General features: G+C 71.6%; 18 protein-coding genes. 5 read left to right on the top strand and 13 right to left on the bottom strand.

Translation table 11 applies throughout. From position 1 onward, the window contains the following. The first annotated feature begins 73 nt into the window (after positions 1 to 73). Both ACWD0F_RS42060 and ACWD0F_RS42055 read left to right on the top strand, forming a co-directional pair. Complete coding sequence (locus ACWD0F_RS42060; protein ID WP_449887150.1) at positions 74 to 538, top strand: hypothetical protein; 465 nt, start codon at positions 74 to 76, stop codon at positions 536 to 538. Next, a complete protein-coding gene (locus ACWD0F_RS42055) occupies positions 535 to 1143 on the top strand; it encodes a TetR/AcrR family transcriptional regulator (protein ID WP_449887148.1) in 609 nt (202 codons plus the stop codon). The genes ACWD0F_RS42060 and ACWD0F_RS42055 overlap by 4 nt, the downstream gene beginning before the upstream one ends. On the opposite strand, the gene ACWD0F_RS42050 is transcribed toward ACWD0F_RS42055, so the two are convergent. Genes ACWD0F_RS42050 through ACWD0F_RS42030 form a run of 5 tightly spaced genes read right to left on the bottom strand, consistent with a single transcriptional unit; the run spans position 1097 to position 5635 of the window. Next, the gene (locus tag ACWD0F_RS42050; protein WP_449887146.1) at positions 1097 to 1927 is read right to left on the bottom strand and encodes an ABC transporter permease; all 831 of its coding nucleotides are present in this window, start codon (positions 1925 to 1927) and stop codon (positions 1097 to 1099) included. The genes ACWD0F_RS42055 and ACWD0F_RS42050 overlap by 47 nt on opposite strands. Then, positions 1924 to 2643: an ABC transporter ATP-binding protein gene (locus ACWD0F_RS42045; RefSeq protein WP_449887144.1), complete on the bottom strand. Its 720-nt coding sequence runs from the start codon at positions 2641 to 2643 to the stop codon at positions 1924 to 1926. Before ACWD0F_RS42045 ends, ACWD0F_RS42050 begins: the two co-directional genes overlap by 4 nt. Positions 2644 to 2671: 28 nt before the next feature. Next, positions 2672 to 3625, bottom strand: a complete 954-nt coding sequence (locus ACWD0F_RS42040; protein WP_449887141.1) for a phosphotransferase family protein — start codon at positions 3623 to 3625, stop codon at positions 2672 to 2674. Next, complete coding sequence (locus ACWD0F_RS42035; RefSeq protein WP_449887138.1) at positions 3622 to 4812, bottom strand: acyl-CoA dehydrogenase family protein; 1191 nt, start codon at positions 4810 to 4812, stop codon at positions 3622 to 3624. Before ACWD0F_RS42035 ends, ACWD0F_RS42040 begins: the two co-directional genes overlap by 4 nt. A gap of 40 nt (positions 4813 to 4852) precedes the next feature. Continuing rightward, on the bottom strand, positions 4853 to 5635 hold the full coding sequence (locus ACWD0F_RS42030) for a CPBP family intramembrane glutamic endopeptidase (protein ID WP_449887135.1): 783 nt from the start codon (positions 5633 to 5635) through the stop codon (positions 4853 to 4855). A gap of 84 nt (positions 5636 to 5719) precedes the next feature. Between ACWD0F_RS42030 and ACWD0F_RS42025 the strand changes: the two genes are divergently transcribed. Both ACWD0F_RS42025 and ACWD0F_RS42020 read left to right on the top strand, forming a co-directional pair. After that, positions 5720 to 6070: a DUF6285 domain-containing protein gene (locus ACWD0F_RS42025; RefSeq protein WP_449887133.1), complete on the top strand. Its 351-nt coding sequence runs from the start codon at positions 5720 to 5722 to the stop codon at positions 6068 to 6070. Between the two features lie 102 nt (positions 6071 to 6172). Then, complete coding sequence (locus ACWD0F_RS42020) at positions 6173 to 7168, top strand: zinc-dependent alcohol dehydrogenase family protein (protein ID WP_449887245.1); 996 nt, start codon at positions 6173 to 6175, stop codon at positions 7166 to 7168. 51 nt (positions 7169 to 7219) lie between these two features. Here the strand turns inward: ACWD0F_RS42020 and mctP are convergent, their stop codons facing one another. From mctP to ACWD0F_RS42000, 4 genes are all read right to left on the bottom strand, one after another. After that, complete coding sequence (gene mctP / locus ACWD0F_RS42015) at positions 7220 to 8830, bottom strand: monocarboxylate uptake permease MctP (protein ID WP_449887130.1); 1611 nt, start codon at positions 8828 to 8830, stop codon at positions 7220 to 7222. After that, positions 8827 to 9036: a DUF3311 domain-containing protein gene (locus ACWD0F_RS42010; RefSeq protein WP_449887127.1), complete on the bottom strand. Its 210-nt coding sequence runs from the start codon at positions 9034 to 9036 to the stop codon at positions 8827 to 8829. Before ACWD0F_RS42010 ends, mctP begins: the two co-directional genes overlap by 4 nt. Before the next feature lie 210 nt (positions 9037 to 9246). Next, entirely contained in the window at positions 9247 to 9876 is a 630-nt protein-coding gene (locus ACWD0F_RS42005) for a carboxymuconolactone decarboxylase family protein (protein ID WP_449887124.1), read from the bottom strand. Next, complete coding sequence (locus ACWD0F_RS42000) at positions 9876 to 10424, bottom strand: VOC family protein (protein ID WP_449887122.1); 549 nt, start codon at positions 10422 to 10424, stop codon at positions 9876 to 9878. Before ACWD0F_RS42000 ends, ACWD0F_RS42005 begins: the two co-directional genes overlap by 1 nt. Before the next feature lie 77 nt (positions 10425 to 10501). Between ACWD0F_RS42000 and ACWD0F_RS41995 the strand changes: the two genes are divergently transcribed. Further along, positions 10502 to 11392, top strand: coding sequence for an SDR family oxidoreductase (locus tag ACWD0F_RS41995; RefSeq protein WP_449887119.1), 891 nt, complete (start codon positions 10502 to 10504; stop codon positions 11390 to 11392). On the opposite strand, the gene ACWD0F_RS41990 is transcribed toward ACWD0F_RS41995, so the two are convergent. From ACWD0F_RS41990 to ACWD0F_RS41975, 4 genes are all read right to left on the bottom strand, one after another. Continuing rightward, positions 11383 to 12324 (bottom strand): helix-turn-helix transcriptional regulator, encoded by a 942-nt coding sequence (locus ACWD0F_RS41990; protein WP_449887116.1) that lies wholly within the window; start codon positions 12322 to 12324, stop codon positions 11383 to 11385. The genes ACWD0F_RS41995 and ACWD0F_RS41990 overlap by 10 nt on opposite strands. Then, positions 12306 to 13949: a CocE/NonD family hydrolase gene (locus ACWD0F_RS41985; RefSeq protein ID WP_449887113.1), complete on the bottom strand. Its 1644-nt coding sequence runs from the start codon at positions 13947 to 13949 to the stop codon at positions 12306 to 12308. Before ACWD0F_RS41985 ends, ACWD0F_RS41990 begins: the two co-directional genes overlap by 19 nt. 57 nt (positions 13950 to 14006) lie before the next feature. Then, positions 14007 to 14870, bottom strand: coding sequence for a DUF4394 domain-containing protein (locus ACWD0F_RS41980; protein WP_449887110.1), 864 nt, complete (start codon positions 14868 to 14870; stop codon positions 14007 to 14009). Positions 14871 to 15011: 141 nt separating this feature from the next. Next, entirely contained in the window at positions 15012 to 18506 is a 3495-nt protein-coding gene (locus ACWD0F_RS41975; RefSeq protein WP_449887108.1) for a S8 family serine peptidase, read from the bottom strand. Positions 18507 to 18887: the final 381 nt, after the last annotated feature.

Below are 18887 nucleotides of genomic sequence, written 5' to 3'. Positions count from 1 at the left end.
TTCGGCGGGACACGGCGATGATCGGGTACAGGCTGATCCGGCACGGGATGATCCGGCACAGGATGGGTGGGACGTGAAGCGCGACCGACAGGCTCGTCTGCTGCTGGGCGCCGCCACCGGCCTGGCCGCGATCGCTCCCGTCTACTACCTGACCGAGGCCGCCGCCAGAGCGTTGCGCGCGGGCCACGCCACGTTCGGCCCGGCGCCCGCGGGCCTGGGCTACCTGGCGGCGGTGGCGGTCATCGTCACCCTCCTCACCGCCTGGCCCCCCGCGGCGCTCGGCTGCGGGCTGCCCCTGGCCGCGGCCGGCCTGCTGTTCTCCCTCGACCTGGACGCCGCCATCGGCGCGGCGGCCAGGCTGCCCTGGGCGGGCGCGGGCGGGCTGCCGTGGTCGGCGCCGGACGGCCTGCCGTGGGCCGAGCTGGCCGAGCCGCCGGGCACCATGGCGGGCATGACCGGCCTGTACGCGCTGATCGGGGGGCTGCTGGTGCTCTCGGCGCTGCTGCCCGGCCGGTTGCGATCTATATTGAGCGGGTGAGCGGACGGGACCCCGACAGGCGCAGGGCGCTGCTCGACGCCGCCGACCGCGTCATCCTCAGCGAGGGCCCCGAGGTGTCGATGGCCGCCATCGCCGCCGAGGCGGGCATCACCAAGCCCATCCTCTACCGTCACTTCGGCGACAAGAGCGGCCTCTACCAGGCGCTGGCCGACCGGCACGTGCGCACGGTGATCTCCTCGCTGCGGCCGCGGCTCGCCGAGTCCGGGACGGGCCTGCGGGACAGGGCCAGGGCGGCCATCGGCGTCTACCTCGACCTCGTCTCGGTCAACCTCAACCTCTACCGCTTCCTGTTCCACCGGGCCAGCGCCGAGGACACGAGGATCCGCTCCCACATGACCTCGCTGGTGCGCAACCTCGGCGAGGAGCTCGGCGGGATACTGGCGGCCGAGCGGGTGGTGCACGACCCGGTGCGGGCGCAGGTGCTCGGGCACGCGTTCGTCGGCATGGTCCAGACGACCGGCGACTGGTGGCTGGAGCATCCGGAGGTGGATCGCGAGCAGGTCGTGGAGGGCCTGGTCGACGTGATCGCCGCCGCCCTCACTCCCCGAACCGCGAGAGCCTCCCACGCCGCCGGGCGTGGCTGAGCGCCCAGGCGAACAGGCCCACCGCCGCCACCAGATAGACCACGTTGAGCACGCTCGCCAGGACCAGCCGGTCCCACGGCACCGCGCCGCCCGCCAGGACCGTGCGCATGCCCTCGAAGACGTGGGAGGCCGGCAGCAGCCACGCGACCGACTGGACCGGCGCGGGCAGCACCGAGATCGGATAGAAGATCCCGGCCAGCGGCTGTACCACGAACACCAGCGACCAGGCGATCACCTGGGCCTTCTCGCCGAAGCGGAGCACCGCCGCGATCGCGACCAGGCCGAGCGACCAGCCGAGCATGAGCAGCACCCCCATGAACGGCACCAGGCCCACGCCGATGCTCGTCACGCCGAACCCGTACAGGCCGAAGGCGAGCCCGGACACCACCGCCACGGCGAAGGCCACCTTGCCCAGCGAGAACAGCACCAGACCGCTCAGGTATTCGACGCTGGACAGCGGGCTGACCTGCACGTTGAGCAGGTTGCGCGACCAGATGTCCTCCAGGAAGGCGATCGAGATCTCGTTGCTCGCCTTCTGCAGCACCTGCCAGAGCAGCACCGCGCCGAGCAGGAACGACACCGCGAACGGCACCCGCTGTGTCTGCAGGAACGCCGTGACGAACCCCCACAGCACCAGCTCCACGGTCGGCCAGAACAGGATCTCGAACACCCGGACGGGGCTGCGCCGCAGCGCCGCGAAGTCGCGCCGGACCACGCCCAGGACCCGGGCGCGCCGCGCGGCCAGGCTGAGCGGGGGCAGGGTCGTCGCCGCCGTCGTCGTCATCCGCGGGCCACCCTCAGGAACACCCCTTCCAGGTCTTCGGCCCCGTAGCGGCCGGCCAGCTCGGTGGCGGTGCCGGTGGCCACGATGAGGCCGTCCGACAGGAAGTGGATGCGGTCGCACATGCGCTCGACCTCGCGCATGTTGTGGGAGGTGATCAGCATGGAGCCGCCGTTCTCGGCGGCCACGCGGGACAGCAGGCCGCGGATCCGGTCGCCGGCGTCAGGGTCGAGGTTGGCCGTGGGCTCGTCGAGCACCAGCAGCCGGGGCGCGTTCAGCAGGGCCTTGGCCAGCTGCACGCGGGTGCGCTGGCCCGAGGACAGGGCCATGACCTGCCGTTTCCGCAGCGGGCCCAGCTCGAACAGCTCGATCATCTCGGCCACCCGCTCGCGGGGGCGGCGCAGGGCGTACAGGCGGGCGAAGGCGTCGAGGACCTCGTGCACGCGCAGCACGCCGGGCAGGTCGACGTAGCTGGCGGCGAAGTTGACCTGGCTGAGCACCTCGATGCGGTGCTGGGCCAGCTCCATCCCGAACATCCGGATGCTGCCCGCGTCGGGGGTGATCAGGCCGAGCAGCATGTGCAGGGTGGTCGACTTGCCCGCGCCGTTGGGGCCGAGCAGGCCCACGACCTCGTTCGCGCCGACGGTCAGGCTCAGGTCGCGTACGGCGGTGACCGATCCGAACCGCTTCAGCAGATGGGACGCCTCAAGAATGGTCACCGACCAAGCGTGCGTTCAACCGAATCGTTCAGGCAACGGGTTTTCCCCGCAGCAGCCCGAGAAGGTCCCACTCGGTCTCGCACACCCGCCGCCCGATCGCGGCCAGCTCCACCGAGCGCGCGCCCCCGCGCAGGTGCCGCATGGTCTGCATGACGCAGATGATGCCCCACTTGAGCACCCCGAACGTCTCCCACCACCGCAGCGCGTCCCGGTCGACGTGCTGCCCGCCGGCCCGCTCGTAGGCCGCCACCAGGTCGTCGTAGCCGCCGAACCCGCCCACCGGCAGCGGCGAGCCGAACCGCCACGCCTTCACGCACAACCACCCCAGGTCCTCCAGGGGGTCGCCGGCGTGGGCCAGCTCCCAGTCGAGCACCGCCCTGATGCCCTCGGGGCCGACGATCAGGTTGCCGTTGCGGAAGTCGCCGTGCACGACCGTGCGCCGGGCGCTGTCCGGGCGGCCGGTGGCCAGCCGGCGCAGCGCCAGCTCGAACACCGGATGCGGCTCGCCCAGCACGTCGAGCACCTCCCGCCAGCGCAGCAGCGGGTCCTGCGCCGGCTCCTCGGCGAGGCAGGAGAGCGGCATCCGGTGCACGGCGGCCAGCGCCTGCCCGCACTGCGCGGCCAGCCGGGGCCTGGCCGCGGCGTAGGCGTCGTCGCGCAGGATCCGGCGCGGGATCGTCTCGCCGGGGACGCGGGTCATGAGGATGTACGACGCGCCGGAGGAGACGACGTGGGGCACCGGCACCCCGGCGTCGAGCGCGGCCCGCATCAGCGTCGCCTCGGCCGCCAGCCCCGCTCCGGCCTCCAGGGCGGCGGCGCCGGGGGAGTCGAGCCGCAGGATCAGCTCGTGCGCTCCGCCGCCGGGGACGACGACGTCCAGGGCCCACGTCTCGCGCGAGGCCCCGCCGGGCAGCCGGACGCTGTGCGGGATCGCCGCCTCCGGCCCGAACACCTCGGCCACGATCGCCTGGAGGTCGTTCATCGCAGGCCGAACTCCCAGTTGCCGCCCGCCGCGTACTCGCCGAGGATCCGCCGCCCGACCGAGTCGATGTGCACCTCGTCCGGCCCGTCGTAGATCCGCCCGGCCCTGGCGTGCCGGTACATGCGGTCCAGGGGCGTGTCCGGCGTCAGCCCGGCGGCGCCGTACACCTGGATGGCCCGGTCGATCACGTTGTGCAGCATGCGCGCGCCCACCACCTTGATCGCCCCGATCTCCACCCGGGCCTGCGACCCGGCGTCGATCGCCTCGGCGGCGTTGAGCGTGAGCAGCCGCGCGGCCTGGATCTCGGCGTAGGAGTCGAACACGTGCTGCCGCATGAGCTGCTTGCCCGCCAGCGGCTGGCCGAACGCGGTGCGCTCACGCAACCGGCGGCACATCAGGTCGAACGCCCGCTGCGCCTGCCCCAGCCAGCGCATGCAGTGGAAGATCCGCCCCGGCCCGAGCCGCCGCTGCGCGATGACGAACCCCTGCCCGCGCGGGCCCAGCAGGTTGGAGGAGGGCACGCGGACGTCCTCGTAACGCACCTCGCAGTGCGCTCCGTCGAGCCCCAGCACGGGCGTCTCCCGGACGATCGTGTAGCCGGGCGTGTCGGTCGGCACGAGGATCATGGAGAAGGCCAGGTGCGGCGGCGCGTCCTGCTCGGTCCGGCACATCACCGTCGTGTACGCCGCCCGCGACGCCCCGGTCGTGAACCACTTGTGCCCGTTGATCACCCATTCGTCCCCGTCGAGCACGGCGGCCGTCGCGAGCTGGGTGGGATCGCTGCTGGAGACCGACGGCTCGGTCATCGCGAAGCTCGGCCAGATGTCGCCGCGCACCAGCGGCTCCAGGTAGCGCCCGCGCTGCTCGGCGGAGGCGTGCTCGTGCAGCATCAGCGAGTCCTGCAGGGTGAACGTGCCCAGCGCGAGCTGCCCGAACTCGCTGCGCCCCTGCACCTCGTTGACATAGACGTAGTCGAGGAACGGCAGCCCGGCCCCGCCCAGCTCCCGTGGATGGCCGAGCGCCCACAGGCCCTCCTTCTTGGCCTCCGCGCGCAGCTCGTCGAGCGTCGCGGCGGCGGCCGGCCCGCCCTCGTGCAGCACCGGCTCGGCCGGTTCCACCCGCTCGGTCATGAAGGCGTGGACGGCGTCGCGGATCGGCCGGACGCGGTCGGGCACGGCGAAGCTCATGGAAGGATCTCATCCCGAACCCGTTGCCGAGTCAACAACTTCAGGGCAGCCAGCTCACCCGGCCGCGCAGGAAGGCGTACCCGACGAAGGCGACGGCGTCGATGAGCGTGTGCGCCACCACCAGCGGCATGGCCCGTCCCCACCGCTGGTACAACCGCCCGAACACCAGCCCCATCACCACGTTCCCGACGAAGCCCCCGAACCCCTGATACAGGTGGTACGACCCGCGCAGCAACGACGACACCACCAGTGCCCGCCACGGCCCCCACCCGGCCTGGTCCAGCCGGTGCAGCAGGTATCCGGCGACGAGCACCTCCTCCAGCACGCCGTTCTGCGCCGCCGCGAGCAGCAGCACCGGCACCTGCCACCACACCTGGGGCAGCTGGCCCGGCACGACGGTCAGGTTCACCCCCGCCGCCTGCACCGCCAGGTAGAACGCCAGCCCGGTCCCGCCGATGGCGGCCGCGAGCGCCATCCCGCGCACCGTGTCCCGCCCCGGCTGCCGGAAGTCGGCGCCGATCGTCCGCAACGACTCCCCGGAGCGCACCATCAGGTACGCCACCAGCCCCACCGGCGCCACCGCGATCGCGATCTGGACGAGCTGCAACGTCAGGTCCAGCCAGGGCCGCCCGGGCGCCATCGACCCGACGAGCACCGCCTGCTGGTCGCGCAGCTCCTGGGGCGCCGTGAGCGCGCCGATCAGCCGCACGAACGCCACCAGGCCGCTGGCGCCGAGCGAGACCGACAACACGGCGAGGACCTCGGCCCTGATGAGCTTCGGCCCGAGCACCGGAACGGGCACGGGAGGAGACTGCGTGGTCATGGCGGCAGAGTAACCCCCACATGATCGGACCCGGATAAAGGCCCCGCCTTGGGAACGGGCCCCTCCGTCTGCTAGGCAGGTGGGGTGACGCGAACCGACCCGCACGACGTGCCCACGGCCGCGCAGCTCGTGGCCGCCGTCCGCGACTTCCTCCAGAGCGATGTGCTGCCCGCCGTCGAGGACCGGGTGCGCTTCCACACCCGTGTCGCGATCAACGTGCTGGGCATGGTGGAGCGCGAGATCCTCCTCGGTCCCGCCCAGGCGGAGGAGCACGCCGCGCGGCTGGCCGGGCTCGGGGTGGCGAGCGACGCGGAGCTGGCCGCCGCCATCCGCGCGGGCCGCGTCGAGGACGGCGACGCGCTCGTCACCGCCCTGGAGGCCGCCGTGCGGGCGAAGCTGGAGGTGGCCAATCCCGGGCACCTCACGGCGGACTGACCGGTCGCGACCGGCGTGCCGAGCCGGGCGCCGATCCTTGTTTGACGACCATCGAACATCTGTGCTTGGGTTGGACCACCCAAGTACTGAGGAGATGGCGTGATGAAGGTTGTGCGCTTCCATGAGCTCGGCGGCCCCGAGGTCATGCGACTGGAAGATCTGGAGATCGGTGAGCCGGGGCCGGGCGAGGTGCGCATCCGGGTGGAGGCGATCGGCGTCAACCGGGCCGAGGCGCTGTTCCGGAGTGGTGACTACATCGAGCAGGTGCGGCGGTTCCCGGCCGGGCTCGGCACCGAGGCGGCCGGAGTGGTCGAGGCGGTCGGGCCGGAGGTCGCCGGGTTCGCGCCGGGGCAGGCGGTCAGCAGCGTGCCGGCGTTCTCGCAGAACGATTACGGCGTCTACGCCGAGCAGGCGATCGTGCCCGCGGCCGCGCTGCTGCACCGGCCCGACGGGCTGGACGCCGTGTCCGGCGCCGCGGTCTGGATGCCCTACCTCACCGCCTACGGCGCGCTGGTCGAGGTGGGCGGCATGCGCGCGGGCGACGTCGTCGCGCTGACCGCCGCCTCCAGCAGCGTCGGCCTGGCCGCGATCCAGACGGCGAACCGGGCGGGGGCCACGCCGATCGCCGTCACCCGCACCGGCGCCAAGAAGGAGCGGCTGCTCAAGGAGGGCGCCGCCGAGGTGATCGTCGCCGAGGAGGAGGACGTGCCGGCCAGGCTGCTGGCCCTGACCGGCGGCAAGGGCGTCGAGCACGTCTTCGACGCCGTCGCCGGGCCCGGCGTGACCGGCCTCGCGCGGGCGGTGGCCCCCGGGGGCACGCTCTTCCTGTACGGGGCGCTGAGCGGGCAGCCGACGCCGTACCCGGGTTTCGACCTGGGCATGCCCGCCCTCAACCTGCGCACCTACACGGTGCTGGAGACCACGAAGGACCCCGAGCGGCTGCGCCGGGCCGCCGCGTACGTCGTCTCGGGCCTGCGCAGCGGAGCCTTCCGGCCGGTGGTGGACCGCCTCTTCCCGCTGGAGGAGATCGTGCGGGCGCACCGGCACATGGAGTCCGGCGACCAGTTCGGCAAGATCGTGGTCACGACGGGGCGGTGAGCGCGCGAAGGCCCGCCTCCGTCAAGCGTGGAGGCGGGCCCACCGGCCGGATCAGTGCGAGTCGGTCAGGTCCAGCTCCTTGACGCCGGGCTCGCCCGCGTCGGCGAAGTAGTCGCCGCGGGCCGTCCCGTCCTCGCCGTCGGCCACCTTGGCCGCCCGGAACGCCAGCGTGCCGAGGGCCGCCACCACCAGGTTGACGGCCAGCGCCAGGAACCCGGCGTAGATCGTCATCTTGGTGTCGAAGCCCAGGTTCGACAGCGGGAACGCCGAGCCGCCGAAGTGCAGCTTGCCGTTGGCCGGGTTGGGGATCAGGTAGAGCATCCACACGCCGGCCGCCAGCCCGGCCGCCCACCCGGCGATCAGGCCGCTCTTGTGGAACCAGCGGGTGTAGAGCCCCAGCGCCACCGACGGCAGCGTCTGCAGGATGATCACGCCGCCGATGAGCTGCAGGTCGATGGAGAACTGCGGGTCGAGCAGCAGGATGCAGAGCACCGCGCCCACCTTGACCACCAGCGACACCACCTTGGAGACGCCGGCCTCCTGGGCGTCGGTGGCGTTCTTGTTGATGTACTCGCGGTAGATGTTGCGGGTGAACAGGTTCGCCGCCGCGATCGACATGATCGCCGCCGGGACGAGCGCGCCGATGCCGATGGCGGCGTAGGCGACGCCGGTGAACCAGTCGGGGAACATCTGGTCGAACAACATCGGCACGATCGTGTTGGTGTCGGCCTTGCCGTTGGGGCCCACGACGGGCTTGGTGCCGGCCGCGATCGCCATGAAGCCGAGCAGCGCGATGAGGCCGAGCACGAAGCTGTAGGCCGGCAGGGCCGACATGTTCCGCTTGATCACGTTGCGGCTCTTCGAGGCCAGCACGCCGGTGAGGCTGTGCGGGTAGAGGAACAGCGCCAGCGCCGAGCCGAACGCCAGCGTGATGTACTGGAGCTGGTTGTTGGCGTTCAGGAGCGGGCCGTCGCCCGGCGCCGGGGTGGCGTCGAACTTGGCCTTGGCCGCGTCGAAGATCGAGTCCCAGCCGCCCAGCTTGGCCGGGATGTAGATGACGGCCGCCAGGATCACGATGTAGATCAGCGCGTCCTTCACGAACGCGATCAGCGCCGGCGCGCGCAGTCCCGACTGGTAGGTGTAGGCCGCCAGGATCGCGAACGCGATGATGATCGGCAGGTGCCCGGTGATGCCCATCGACTTCAGCACCGCCTCGATGCCGACGAGCTGCAGCGCGATGTACGGCATCGTGGCCAGCAGCCCGGTGATCGCGATGAGCAGCGCCAGCGTCGGCGACCCGAACCGCACCCGGACGAAGTCGGCCGGCGTGACGAACCCGTGCACGTGCGACACCGACCACATCCGCGCCAGCACCAGGAACACCAGCGGATAGACCACCACGGTGTACGGCAGCGCGTAGAACCCCAGCGCCCCCGAGCTGAACACCAGGGCCGGCACCGCCACGAAGGTGTAGGCGGTGTAGAGGTCACCGCCGACCAGGAACCAGGTGATCCACGAGCCGAAGCTGCGCCCGCCCAGGCCCCACTCGTTGAGGCTGGCCAGGTCGGTGGGCCGCCGCCAGCGCGCGGCCACGAAGCCCATGCCGCTCACCAGGGCGAACAGCACGATGAAGACGATCAGCTCCGTCGTGTGCCCGCTCATTTGGTCATCCTGTAGACGATCGTCGTGCAGGTGACGCCGACCACGATGAAGGCGAGCTGCAGCCAGTAGAAGAGCGGGAAGCCCAGCAGGCGGGGCTCGTCCGCGTTGAACAGGAATGTCAGCAGCGGCAGCACGATAGGCGGGACCAGCAGCCAGTTCCAGGGGCTGCGGTCGGTGCGCGGCTGCCCGGGTTCCCCGGTAGTCATCGACCCTCCGATAAATTGATCAGCAGCCGTTGTCGATCGGCTCCCGACAGTTAGTCAACTTGAAGGGAGAGTAAATTACCGGGGTATTAAACCCAATGACGGGCACATTACGGTTTGGCCTATATATCGAAATGACCTTCCGGGCACGCGACGGCAGCACTCTAACCCCTGTGACCAGGGCAGGTGCTCAGCCGATCGGCGAAGGGTCGGTTACTCGCGCCGAACGGTCAGCTCGTCGGCGATGTCCCGCGTCCCGTATCCCTCGGGTGCCGGCGCCTCGGTGATCGGATCGGGCCGGTCGTCGAATTCCAGCCGCAGCGCCCGCGCCATCGTGGCGTGCATCTCGTACATGCACGTGACGTACGTCAGCTCCAGGATCTGCTCGTCCGGCAGGTGCGCGCGCAGCACGGCGAACACCTCGTCGTGCACCCGCCCGCCCTCCAGCACCAGCGCGTCGGTGTAGGCCAGCACCGCCCGCTCCAGCTCCCCGAACAGCTCGCTGACCGGCCAGTGCGCCACCGCCCGCACCTTCTCCTCGGGCACCCCGAGCGCCCGGAGCTGCTTGCAGTGCTGGGAGTAGACGAAGCGGCTCTGCCGCGTCCATCCCGCCCTGGTCTGGCTCAGCTCGCGCAGCACCGGGTCCAGCGCCGACTCCCGGTAGAGCTGGAAGCCCTTGACGCAGTGCCGGAAGATCTTCGGGTCGAGCGCGAAGACCGTCCACCAGTCGCCGGGCGACCCGGTGGCGGTGCCCTCCCGGCCGGGGGAGAACAGGCGGTCGTAGAAGAACTGGACGACGGGGTCGGTCATCTCCTCGCGCGGCACCTGCCGCAGGCGGGGCATCAGACGGTCCGGTCGGCGGCGGTCTTCGGCTCGTGCCGCACGTCGCCGGGCCGCCCCACCTCGCGCGTCCAGGCGGCGAACTCCACCAGCACCCCGTCGGGGTCCTTGAAGTAGATGGACCGGACGAACACGCCGTCGTGCATCTCGGACGCCACGCCGAACTCGCTGTCGTCATGGTTGAGCAGCACGCCCACGTCGATGCCCTTGGCCAGGAGCCGGTCGCGGTACTCCTCGATCTTCTCCGGCGGCACGTCGAAGGCGATGTGGTTCATCGAGCCGACGGCCGACAACAACTCGCCGCGGTCGGGCAGGTTCTTCGGCGCCGACACCCCGGGCACGCCGTCCGGCGCGTCGGGGAACCAGAAGAAGGCCAGTGCGTTCCCGCCGCCGCAGTCGAAGAAGAAGTGCTGCCCCCAGCCCAGCGGCAGGTCGATGGTCTTGATCAGGGGCATGCCCAGCACGCCCGAGTAGAAGTCGACGGTCTGCTTCATGTCCGAGCAGACCAGCGCGAGATGGTTGACGCCGCGGAGCTCGAATTCGCTGTTCATGGTAACTCCCTACTTATCACAGCGTTCTGCGGAAAAACATGACATGAGATGTCCTCTATGGCGGGCACGATCGCAGCATGATCGTTGTGGTGGCGGGGGCGACCCGCGGAACGGGACGAGGACTGGCGGTCGCGCTGGGCGCGGCGGGCGCGACGGTGTACTGCGCCGGCAGGAGCACGCGGGAGGCACGCTCGGAGATCGACCGGCCGGAGACCATCGAGGAGACGGCCGAGCTGGTGACCGCGGCCGGCGGGACGGGCATCGCGGTCAGGACCGACTTCCTGGTCCCCGATCAGGTGCGGGCGCTGGCCGAGCGCGTGGATCGGGAGCGGGGGCGGCTCGACGTGCTGGTCAACGACGTCTGGGGCAGCGAGCACCTGTGGGAGTGGGACACCCCGGTCTGGAAGCACGACATGGACAAGGGGCTGCGCCTGCTCAGGCTGGGCATCGAGACCCACATCGTCAGCAGCCGGCACCTGCTGCCGCTGCTCATCCGGAACGAGGGCGGCCTGGTGGTCGAGGTCACCGACGGCACCTGGTCCTACAACGAGACGCGCTACCGGGAGAACGTCTACTACGACCTGGCCAAGATGTCGGTGAACCGGCTGGGGTTCGCCTGGTCCAACGAGCTGCGTCCCTACGGCGGGACGGGGGTGGCCGTCACGCCCGGCTTCCTGCGCTCGGAGGCGATGCTCGACGGTTTCGGCGTCACCGAGGACAACTGGCGTGAGGCGAAGGTGGACAGCGCCTGGATGGTCTCCGAGACGCCCGCCTACGTCGGCCGCGGCGTCGCCGCCCTCGCCCAGGACCCGGACAAGCAGCGCTGGTCCGGCAAGTCGGTCACCAGCGGCGAGCTGGCCGAGGCGTACGGGGTGACGGACGTGGACGGCAGCCGCCCGCAGGTGTGGCGCTACCTCACCGAGGTCAAGGAGGCCGGCCGCGACACCGGCTGGGAGCACTACCGGTAGAGGCCGGACATGCGGGCGGCGGCCTCGGCGACCATCGCCCGCAACTCCGGCGGATCCAGCACCTCCGCCTCCGGCCCGAACCGCAACACCTGCGAGTACGCCACGTGCACCGACTCCACCGCCAGCCTCATGGTCCCGTCGGGCTGGAGCGAGGCCAGCGCGTCGCCGACCGCGGCCGGGTCGGCGACGTGCCGCACCATCCGCACGCCACGCTCGCTGAGCCGCAGCGTGATCACCTCCCGCAGCAGCGACCGGGTGAACCGGGCCGACTGCTCGGCCCAGAACGCGGCCAGGTCGAAGCCCGGGTCCCGGTCGAAAGACTCCTTCAGCACCGAGACCTCGCCGAACCGGTGCACCCGGAAGATCAGGAACCGGTCCTTGAGCCGCGCCGCCAGGTACCAGGCGCCCGCCTTCAGCACCAGCCCGTACGGCTCCAGCGTGCGCGGGCCGCCCTTGTAGACGGTCGCGACGCGGCGGTCGCTCCACACGGCCCTGGCCAGCGGCGCCAGCGCGCCCGGCGGCGGATCGTCGCCGGCGAACCAGCCGGGCGCGTCCAGGTGGAACCGCTGCGCCGCCAGGGAGGGCGCGTCGCGCAGCGCGGGAGAGAGCGCCGCGGCGGCCTTCAGCCGGGCCGTGGCCGCCACGTCCTGCAACCCCATCTCGCGCAGCGCCGCCGGCACCCCGGACAGGAACAGCGCCTCCGCCTCGGCCCGGTCCAGCCCGGTCAGCCGGGTACGGTAACCGTCGAGCAGCCGGTAGCCCCCGCCCCGCCCCCGGTCCGCGTAGACGGGCACGCCCGCCTCCGACAGCGCCAGCACGTCGCGGTGCACCGTGCGCTCGGAGACCTCCAGCTCCTTGGCCAGCTCCGCCGCCGTCATCCCGCCCCGGCCCTGCAGCAGCAGGACCAGCGACATCAGTCTTGAGGCGCGCACAGCGGCAGCACCACGGCGGAGGGACGATCGGGGGAGTGGAAGACCTCGACGTCGGCGGGCACCATCGAGCCGCCCGCGCCCAGCGGGTCGCCGGTGCCGTGGTTGCGGGCGATCGTCGGGTACGCCCCGGCCGCCACGTGCACCCTGATCCGGTGGCCGCGCCCGAACCGGTGCCCGATCGGCCACAGGTCCACCTCCACCCGCCGCACCCCTTCCTCGCCGCCGGCCGTACCTCCGGTGGGGCCGCCTGTGGGGCCACCGGCCGTGCCGCTTGTGGAGCCGCCTTCGGGGCCGAGCCGGCGCACGCCCTCGCACACGTTGAACGAGCGCCCGTCCGGCCGCACGTCGCAGACCCGCACGACCACGTCCACGGAGGGGGTGCTGGAGCGCACGAACAGCTCCGCGCGCACCGGGCCGATCATCTCCACGTCCGACCCTAGCGCGGCCGAGCTGTAGACCAGCACGTCGCGCCGCCGCTCCAGCCGCCGCTGGTCACGCGGCCTGGAGTCGCCGAGCAGCAGCGGCCCGCCGATCACCGGGGTCGGGTGCGCGGGGTGATAGCGGAAACGGTCCGAGCCCGCCGCGCCGGGGGCCTCGATCCCGAGCCCGAGCCCCTCCCGCAGGTGCCAGCGCTGCTCCCGCATCCCCGGCACCGGCCAGTCCGGATAGTCGCGCCACTCCCCGGCCCCCGTCACGTGGATCCGCACCGGATCGGCCCGCAGGCGGGAGCGGTCGCCGAGCAGGTGCGCCCGGAACCAGGCGCTCGCCTCGGCCATCGTGGGGCGGCCGTGCCGCGCGTCGATGTGGTACCAGGGGCCGATCGTCAGGTACGGCCGCCGGCCCGCCGCCCGCAGCGCCGCGTAGTCCTTGAGCTGCCACGGCAGGAACACGTCGTACCAGCCGCCCAGCATGGTGACCGCCGCCGCCACGTCGCCGACCTGGGGGGAGAAGTCACGCCTGTCCCAGTAGGGGACGGCGGGGTCGGCGTGGTGCGCGAGCAGGTCCTGGAAGAACCGCAGCGGGCGCCCCGCCGAGGCCAGGTCGAGCTCGGCGACCGGGCGGCCCGACAGGACCGCCCGGCGGGTGAGGCGGGGCGCGGTCAGCACCGAGGCGCCGCCGAAACGGCGGGACATGCCGTCGGTCAGCGTGGTCCAGCTCAGCGCCGACTCCAGCGCGAACGCGCCGCCCACGTAGGCCGCGTCCCTGAACTGGGACGCGGTGATCTGCGTGGCCATCGCCTTCAGCTCGGGCCCCGCGTAGGACGCGATCGCCCACTGCGTGTACCCCAGGTAGGAGGGGCCGAACGTGGCGAACGAGCCGCCGTACCAGGGCTGCTCGCGCAGCCAGGCGACGGTGGCCAGCCCGTCGTCGTGCTCGTCGCCGAGGGGGTCGAGCAGGCCGCCGGAGCCGAAACCGCCCCGGCAGCTCTGGATCACGACGTGGAAGCCCTGCCGGGCGAAGCCGCGGCCGTAGACCCAGCCGAACAGGCCGCGCCGGCCGTAGGGGGAGCGCATCAGGATGACGGGGGCCCGCTCGTTCCCGGCCGGAGCGTAGTGGTCGGCCAGCAGCGTCACGCCGTCGGGCATCGGCACGGGAAGATCCCGCTGGAGCCGCACGCGTCTCATATACCAACCAGTAACAGATGCCGCCCGGTGTGCGGTAGACCGGTGGCATCCATAGGGCTATCGGGCGAGCTGGATTGCTATGTCGCTGACCTGGTGCCGCTCCGGGAACGTTCCCATGACGACGGCGTTACCGGTCAGGCCGTTGACCGCGTAGAACCGGTAGGCGCCGTCGACCTTGAGCGTGGCGTACGCGGTGTTCGACACCGTCACGCCCTTGCGGAGCTGGCTGTAGACGTCGAAGCCGGCGTCGGTGTCGGCGTCCACGCCCAGCTTGCCGGTGGGGGCCAGGCTGCCGGCGTTGGCGGGCGACTGCAGGGAGACCTGGTCGGCCGTGGTGTCCAGGTCGAACAGCGTGGTGCCGGTGGCGGCGTCGAGGTCGTTGTTGGTGTAGCCGGCGCCGGTCACGCCGAGCGCGGTCACTCCGGCGGTGGCGGGGGGCACCGGCGGGTTGGTGAGCGTGCCGTCGGTGGCGGTCGTGCCCGCGGCGGGCGTGCCGCCCGGGTCGTCCAGGTTGTGCCGCAGGTTCTGGCCGGCGTCGCTGATCACGCGCAGCCGGTTGGCCGCGGGGTTGAAGTCGACGCCGAACGTCTTGCCGTTCAGCGCGACGGTGAGCTGCGACACCTTGGTGGCCTTGGCGCCGTTGTCGAGCGTGTAGACGCCGCCCTTGTCGCCCACCGCGTACAGTTTGCCGTTCTGCACCCGGTAGTCGATGCCGACGACCTTCATGTCGCCCTTCAGCCCGCTGATCCGGCCGGTCCTGCTGACGTACCTGGGGTCGCCGGCGTCGAAGACGACCAGGTCGCCCGCGGTCGTCAGGCCCGTCACGCGGGGGCCGTCGTCACGCTGGTGAGCCTGCGCCGGCGAGGCCAGGACCGCGCCGGCGCCGAGTACGGCCACGGCGAGCGCCAGTTGCTTACGCATCGAATCTCCTTGTGTGGGTGGTGCCTTGCCCCCTTCTTCGCTGACCCGCCGCTTTTGGATGGAGCCCGCCCCGCGAGGGCGGGACGGGCTCCGGTGGTGCTACTTCAGTGGTGCTACTTCAGTGGTGCTACTTCAGTGGTGCTACGCGGCCGCCTTGTCGGGGCGCTCCGAGATGCGCACCCCGTTCACGATCGTCGCGCCCTGCCGGGTGGCGAAGCGCAGGTTGAGCTGACCGTCGGTGACCGTCACCGTGTACTGCCTGGACACGGCCGTGTACGTGCCGGCCTCCAGCGCCAGGTCCAGGGCCGGGATGGCCAGTTGCCCCTCGACCAGCACGTCGAAGACCCGCCTGCCGATCTGCGTGCTCTTGACGTCGGCGAAGTCCAGCTCGACGGTGTACGTGCCGGCCGGCACGTTGTCGAAGCGGTACTCCAGCATGCTCTCCCTGGCCGTCCTGAACAGCGTCTGGTCCGGGGTGCCGCTGATGGTCCTGGACGTGCTCTGCGTCTTGTTCTGGGTGGCGATGTAGCCGTAGCCGCCCGCCGCGTACTTCTTGTCGGGCGTCCAGGTGTCACCCGCGGCGTCGGTCAGGCTCTTGGAGCCGCCCACGTCGATGGCCACCTGGTGCTTGGGCACCACGACCGTCACCTTGATCTCGATGGTCGGCTGCCGGCCGCTGGCCGACTTGACGAGCAGCTTGCCCTCGCGGAACGTGCCGGGCGCGACGCCGGCGCTGGAGAGCGTGACCTTCAGCGTCACCGCCTGCCCCTTGGCCAGCTCGCCCGCCGCCGGGGACACGACCGCCCAAGTCTCCCCGGCCGCCGTGTACGGCGTCGGTGAGCCCAGGTTCGTCAGCTCCAGCGTCCGCACCCGGCTCGACTCGGCCGGCAGCACCACGGTCAGCTCGCCCACGGACGCGCTCACCCGCCCGGTGACCAGCGCCGTGTCGATCCGCTGCACCGTGGCCGGCGCGATCGTGACCGGCTGGGTGAAGGTGCCGTAGTGCTCCTTGGACACCACGACCTCGTAGTCGCCGGCCAGCACCTGCCCGTAGAACGAGCCGTCCGCGCCGGTGGTGAACGTGGCCACGTCGCCGATCTTCACCGTCGCCCCGGCCAGCGCCTTGCCGTCGTTGGCGTCGGTGACCGCGCCGGTGACCAGGCCGTGCCTGCTCGCCGTGAACGTCAGGCTCTGACCGGCCGACAGCGCCGCCTCCTCATAGGAGTACAGCAGCGCGTCGGTGCCGCCCGCGTTCTCGACGCCGACGGTGGCGCTGGTGCCCTTCTCGCGCTCGCTCTCGACGTCCTTGTAGCGGTAGCCGATCGAGCCGTCCTCGCCCAGCAGCGCCGAGAAGGAGATCCGCTGGTCCGTCGCGTTGTAGAAGCCGACGTTGCGCCACTCGACGACGAACACCCGGTGCGGCGCCGTGCCCGTCACCGCGGTGTAGACCCCGGCCTGCGCGTCCACCGTCAGGTCGTCCCAGTACGGGTAGAGCGCGTTGTTGGGCGTGGCCGTGGTCGGCAGCCGGCCGTTGCTCGCGGTGGTGATCCGGTCGGCGGCGAAGGTGAGGAAGCCGTTCGTCCCCACCCAGGCCTTGCTCTGGCCGGTGCCGTAGAACGGGACGGGGAACGGCAGCGTCACCTGCACGGCCTCGTCGTCGCCCGTCAGCGCCAGCTTCTCGGTGCCCGCCGCGTACGGCTGGGTGCCGCTCGCGCAGGTGTAGCCGAAGGTGTCGCCGCGCAGCGGCAGCTCGACGTCCTTGACCACGTCGCCGGCCACCGTGACCGCCGCCGTCGCGCCGCTGGAGCAGCGGGACACCGGCGTGATCTTGAGGCTGTACTCGCCGTGCGGCAGCGACAGGCTGTAGCGGCCGGCGGCGTCGGTGACCGCGCTGACCGGCGTGCCGGTCGCCGCGACCGTCGCGCCCGGCTCGGGCGTGCCCGCCGTGGTGACGGTTCCCGACACCACGCCGGTCGGCAACTGCGTCAGGGCCAGGTCCGCGGTGGCGGCCTGCTCGGCCGTGATCGTCGCGGTCGTGGTGGCGGTGCCGTAGCCGTACTTCGCCGCGCTGATCTCGTAGTCGCCCGGCAGCAGGCGCGGGATGGCGTACCCGCCGCCGGCGCCGGTGATCACCGTACGGCTCAGCGGCCCCGACACCGTGATCGTCACGCCGGGCACCGGCGCGCCGCCGGAGGTGACCGTGCCGGCGAGGTCGCCGAGCCCCTCGTGCGGAGCGGCCTGCACGGCGGCGTAGGTGTCGAGCCTGCCCTCGCCCCAGATGTTGTTGTCGCCCGCGGTGCCGCCGCAGGCGGTGTCGGCGACGTCGACGGCCGTCGAGTCGAGCAGCGGCCTGGTCGCGTCGACCTTGCCCTGCAGGCCGGGCGAGCCCGACCAGATCAGCGCCACCGTGGCCGCCACGTGCGGCGAGGCCATCGAGGTGCCGGTGTAGCTGCTGTAGGTGTTGCCGGGCGTCGAGGAGCGCACGTTGACGCCGGGGGCGGCGATGTTCGGCTTGGTCTCGCCGTTCTCGCCCTCACCCTTGCTGGAGCGGGCGTACAGCGCGTTGTTGATGTCGAAGCCGCCCGCGCTGTAGCTGATGGTGTACTGGCCGGGCGAGCCGGAGGTGTCGCAGGCGGGGCCCTCGTTGCCGTTGGAGAAGGCGGGGAAGATCCCGGCCGCGACCCACGCCTCGACCGTCTCCTTGTACCAGGGGTCGAACCCGTCGCCGCCCCAGGAGTTGTTGACGATGTCGGGCGCCAGGTCGGAGCGCGGGTTCTGGCCGTTCAGGTCGGTCGGAGCCAGGACCCACTGCCCGGCCGCCAGCAGGGAGGCGTCGGTGCAGGTGTTGATCTCGCAGCCCTTGGCGGCGATCCACCGGGCGCCCGGGGCGACGCCGATGCCGTTCGCGCCGACCATGGTGCCCATGGTGTGGGTGCCGTGCCCGTTGTTGTCGCACGGGGCCGCGGTCGGGCAGACCTCGGCGGGGTCGAACCAGTTGTAGTCGTGGCTGACCGAGCCGTCCGGGTTCTTGCCCCGGTAGCTCGCGGCCAGCTCGGGGTGGTCGAACTGGGCGCCGGTGTCGATGTTGGCGACCACGATGCCCTCACCGCGGTTGCCCAGCTCGCTCCACACGCGCGGCGCGTTGACCCGGTCGACGTTCCACTCGACCGCGTTGACCTTGTTCTCCGCCGTGCCCGCGACGGGCTTCGGCACCGTGAGGGTGCGGACCGGTTCGAGCCGGTCCACCTCGGGCAGCTTGGCGATCTCGCCCGCCAGCTTCTCGTCCGCCGTGACGCGCACGGCGTTGACGATCCAGTAGGAGGTGTAGTCGGCGTCGCGGGCGTCGAGCAGCTTGCGCAGGCTCTCCTGCGAGGTGACGGCACGCTCGGTCTTGGCCTCGTAGACCAGCTCGGCCTTCGCGTCCTTGGTGATCGCCCGGCGGGCGCCGCTCAAGTCGGCGGCTCCCTTCATCCGGACCCAGAAGGTGGCCTTGTCATCCTGCGCGAGTCGCGCCTGGACGGTGCTTTCGATCTTGTCGGGATCTGGCGCCGCGGAGGCCGCGGCCTGCGGGACGAGGAGGCCGGCGGCGGTGATGATCCCGATCAGGATCGCTCGCCGGCGGGGGGTGTTGAGCACGCGCCTCTCCTTCGAGACAAGAGGTGATCTTTATGCCTCTGTCGAGAAGGGTGAAGAGATCTTGTCGGGAAAGCAAGAGGTGTCATGAAATGTAACTTTGCTGTCTGAAATGTAATCTGGTCATCTGAAATGTCGTCACAGTGAAGCCCCTGATCCCCCTTGACGGCACCCCGGAGCCGACCTGGCGGCGGGTCCGGGCCGGCTCCGAACGGGGCCGCCGGCCGAGCCGCGAAGCCGGCGGTGGCGCACGGGCGGGTCGCGTTGCGCGATCATGGTCGGGCGGTTAACCTGTTCTCATGCGAACTCACGCTCAGCTCCAGTGGTGGCGCCGCTCCTAGGCGGCGCGTGTTTCGCATTCCTCAACGGACGGCCGCCCCGGGA

It is taken from the genome of Nonomuraea sp. NPDC002799 (genome assembly GCF_053592075.1).
The sequence above is the reverse complement of the archived record's forward strand: the minus strand, read 5'-3'. Positions and strand labels throughout refer to the sequence as shown.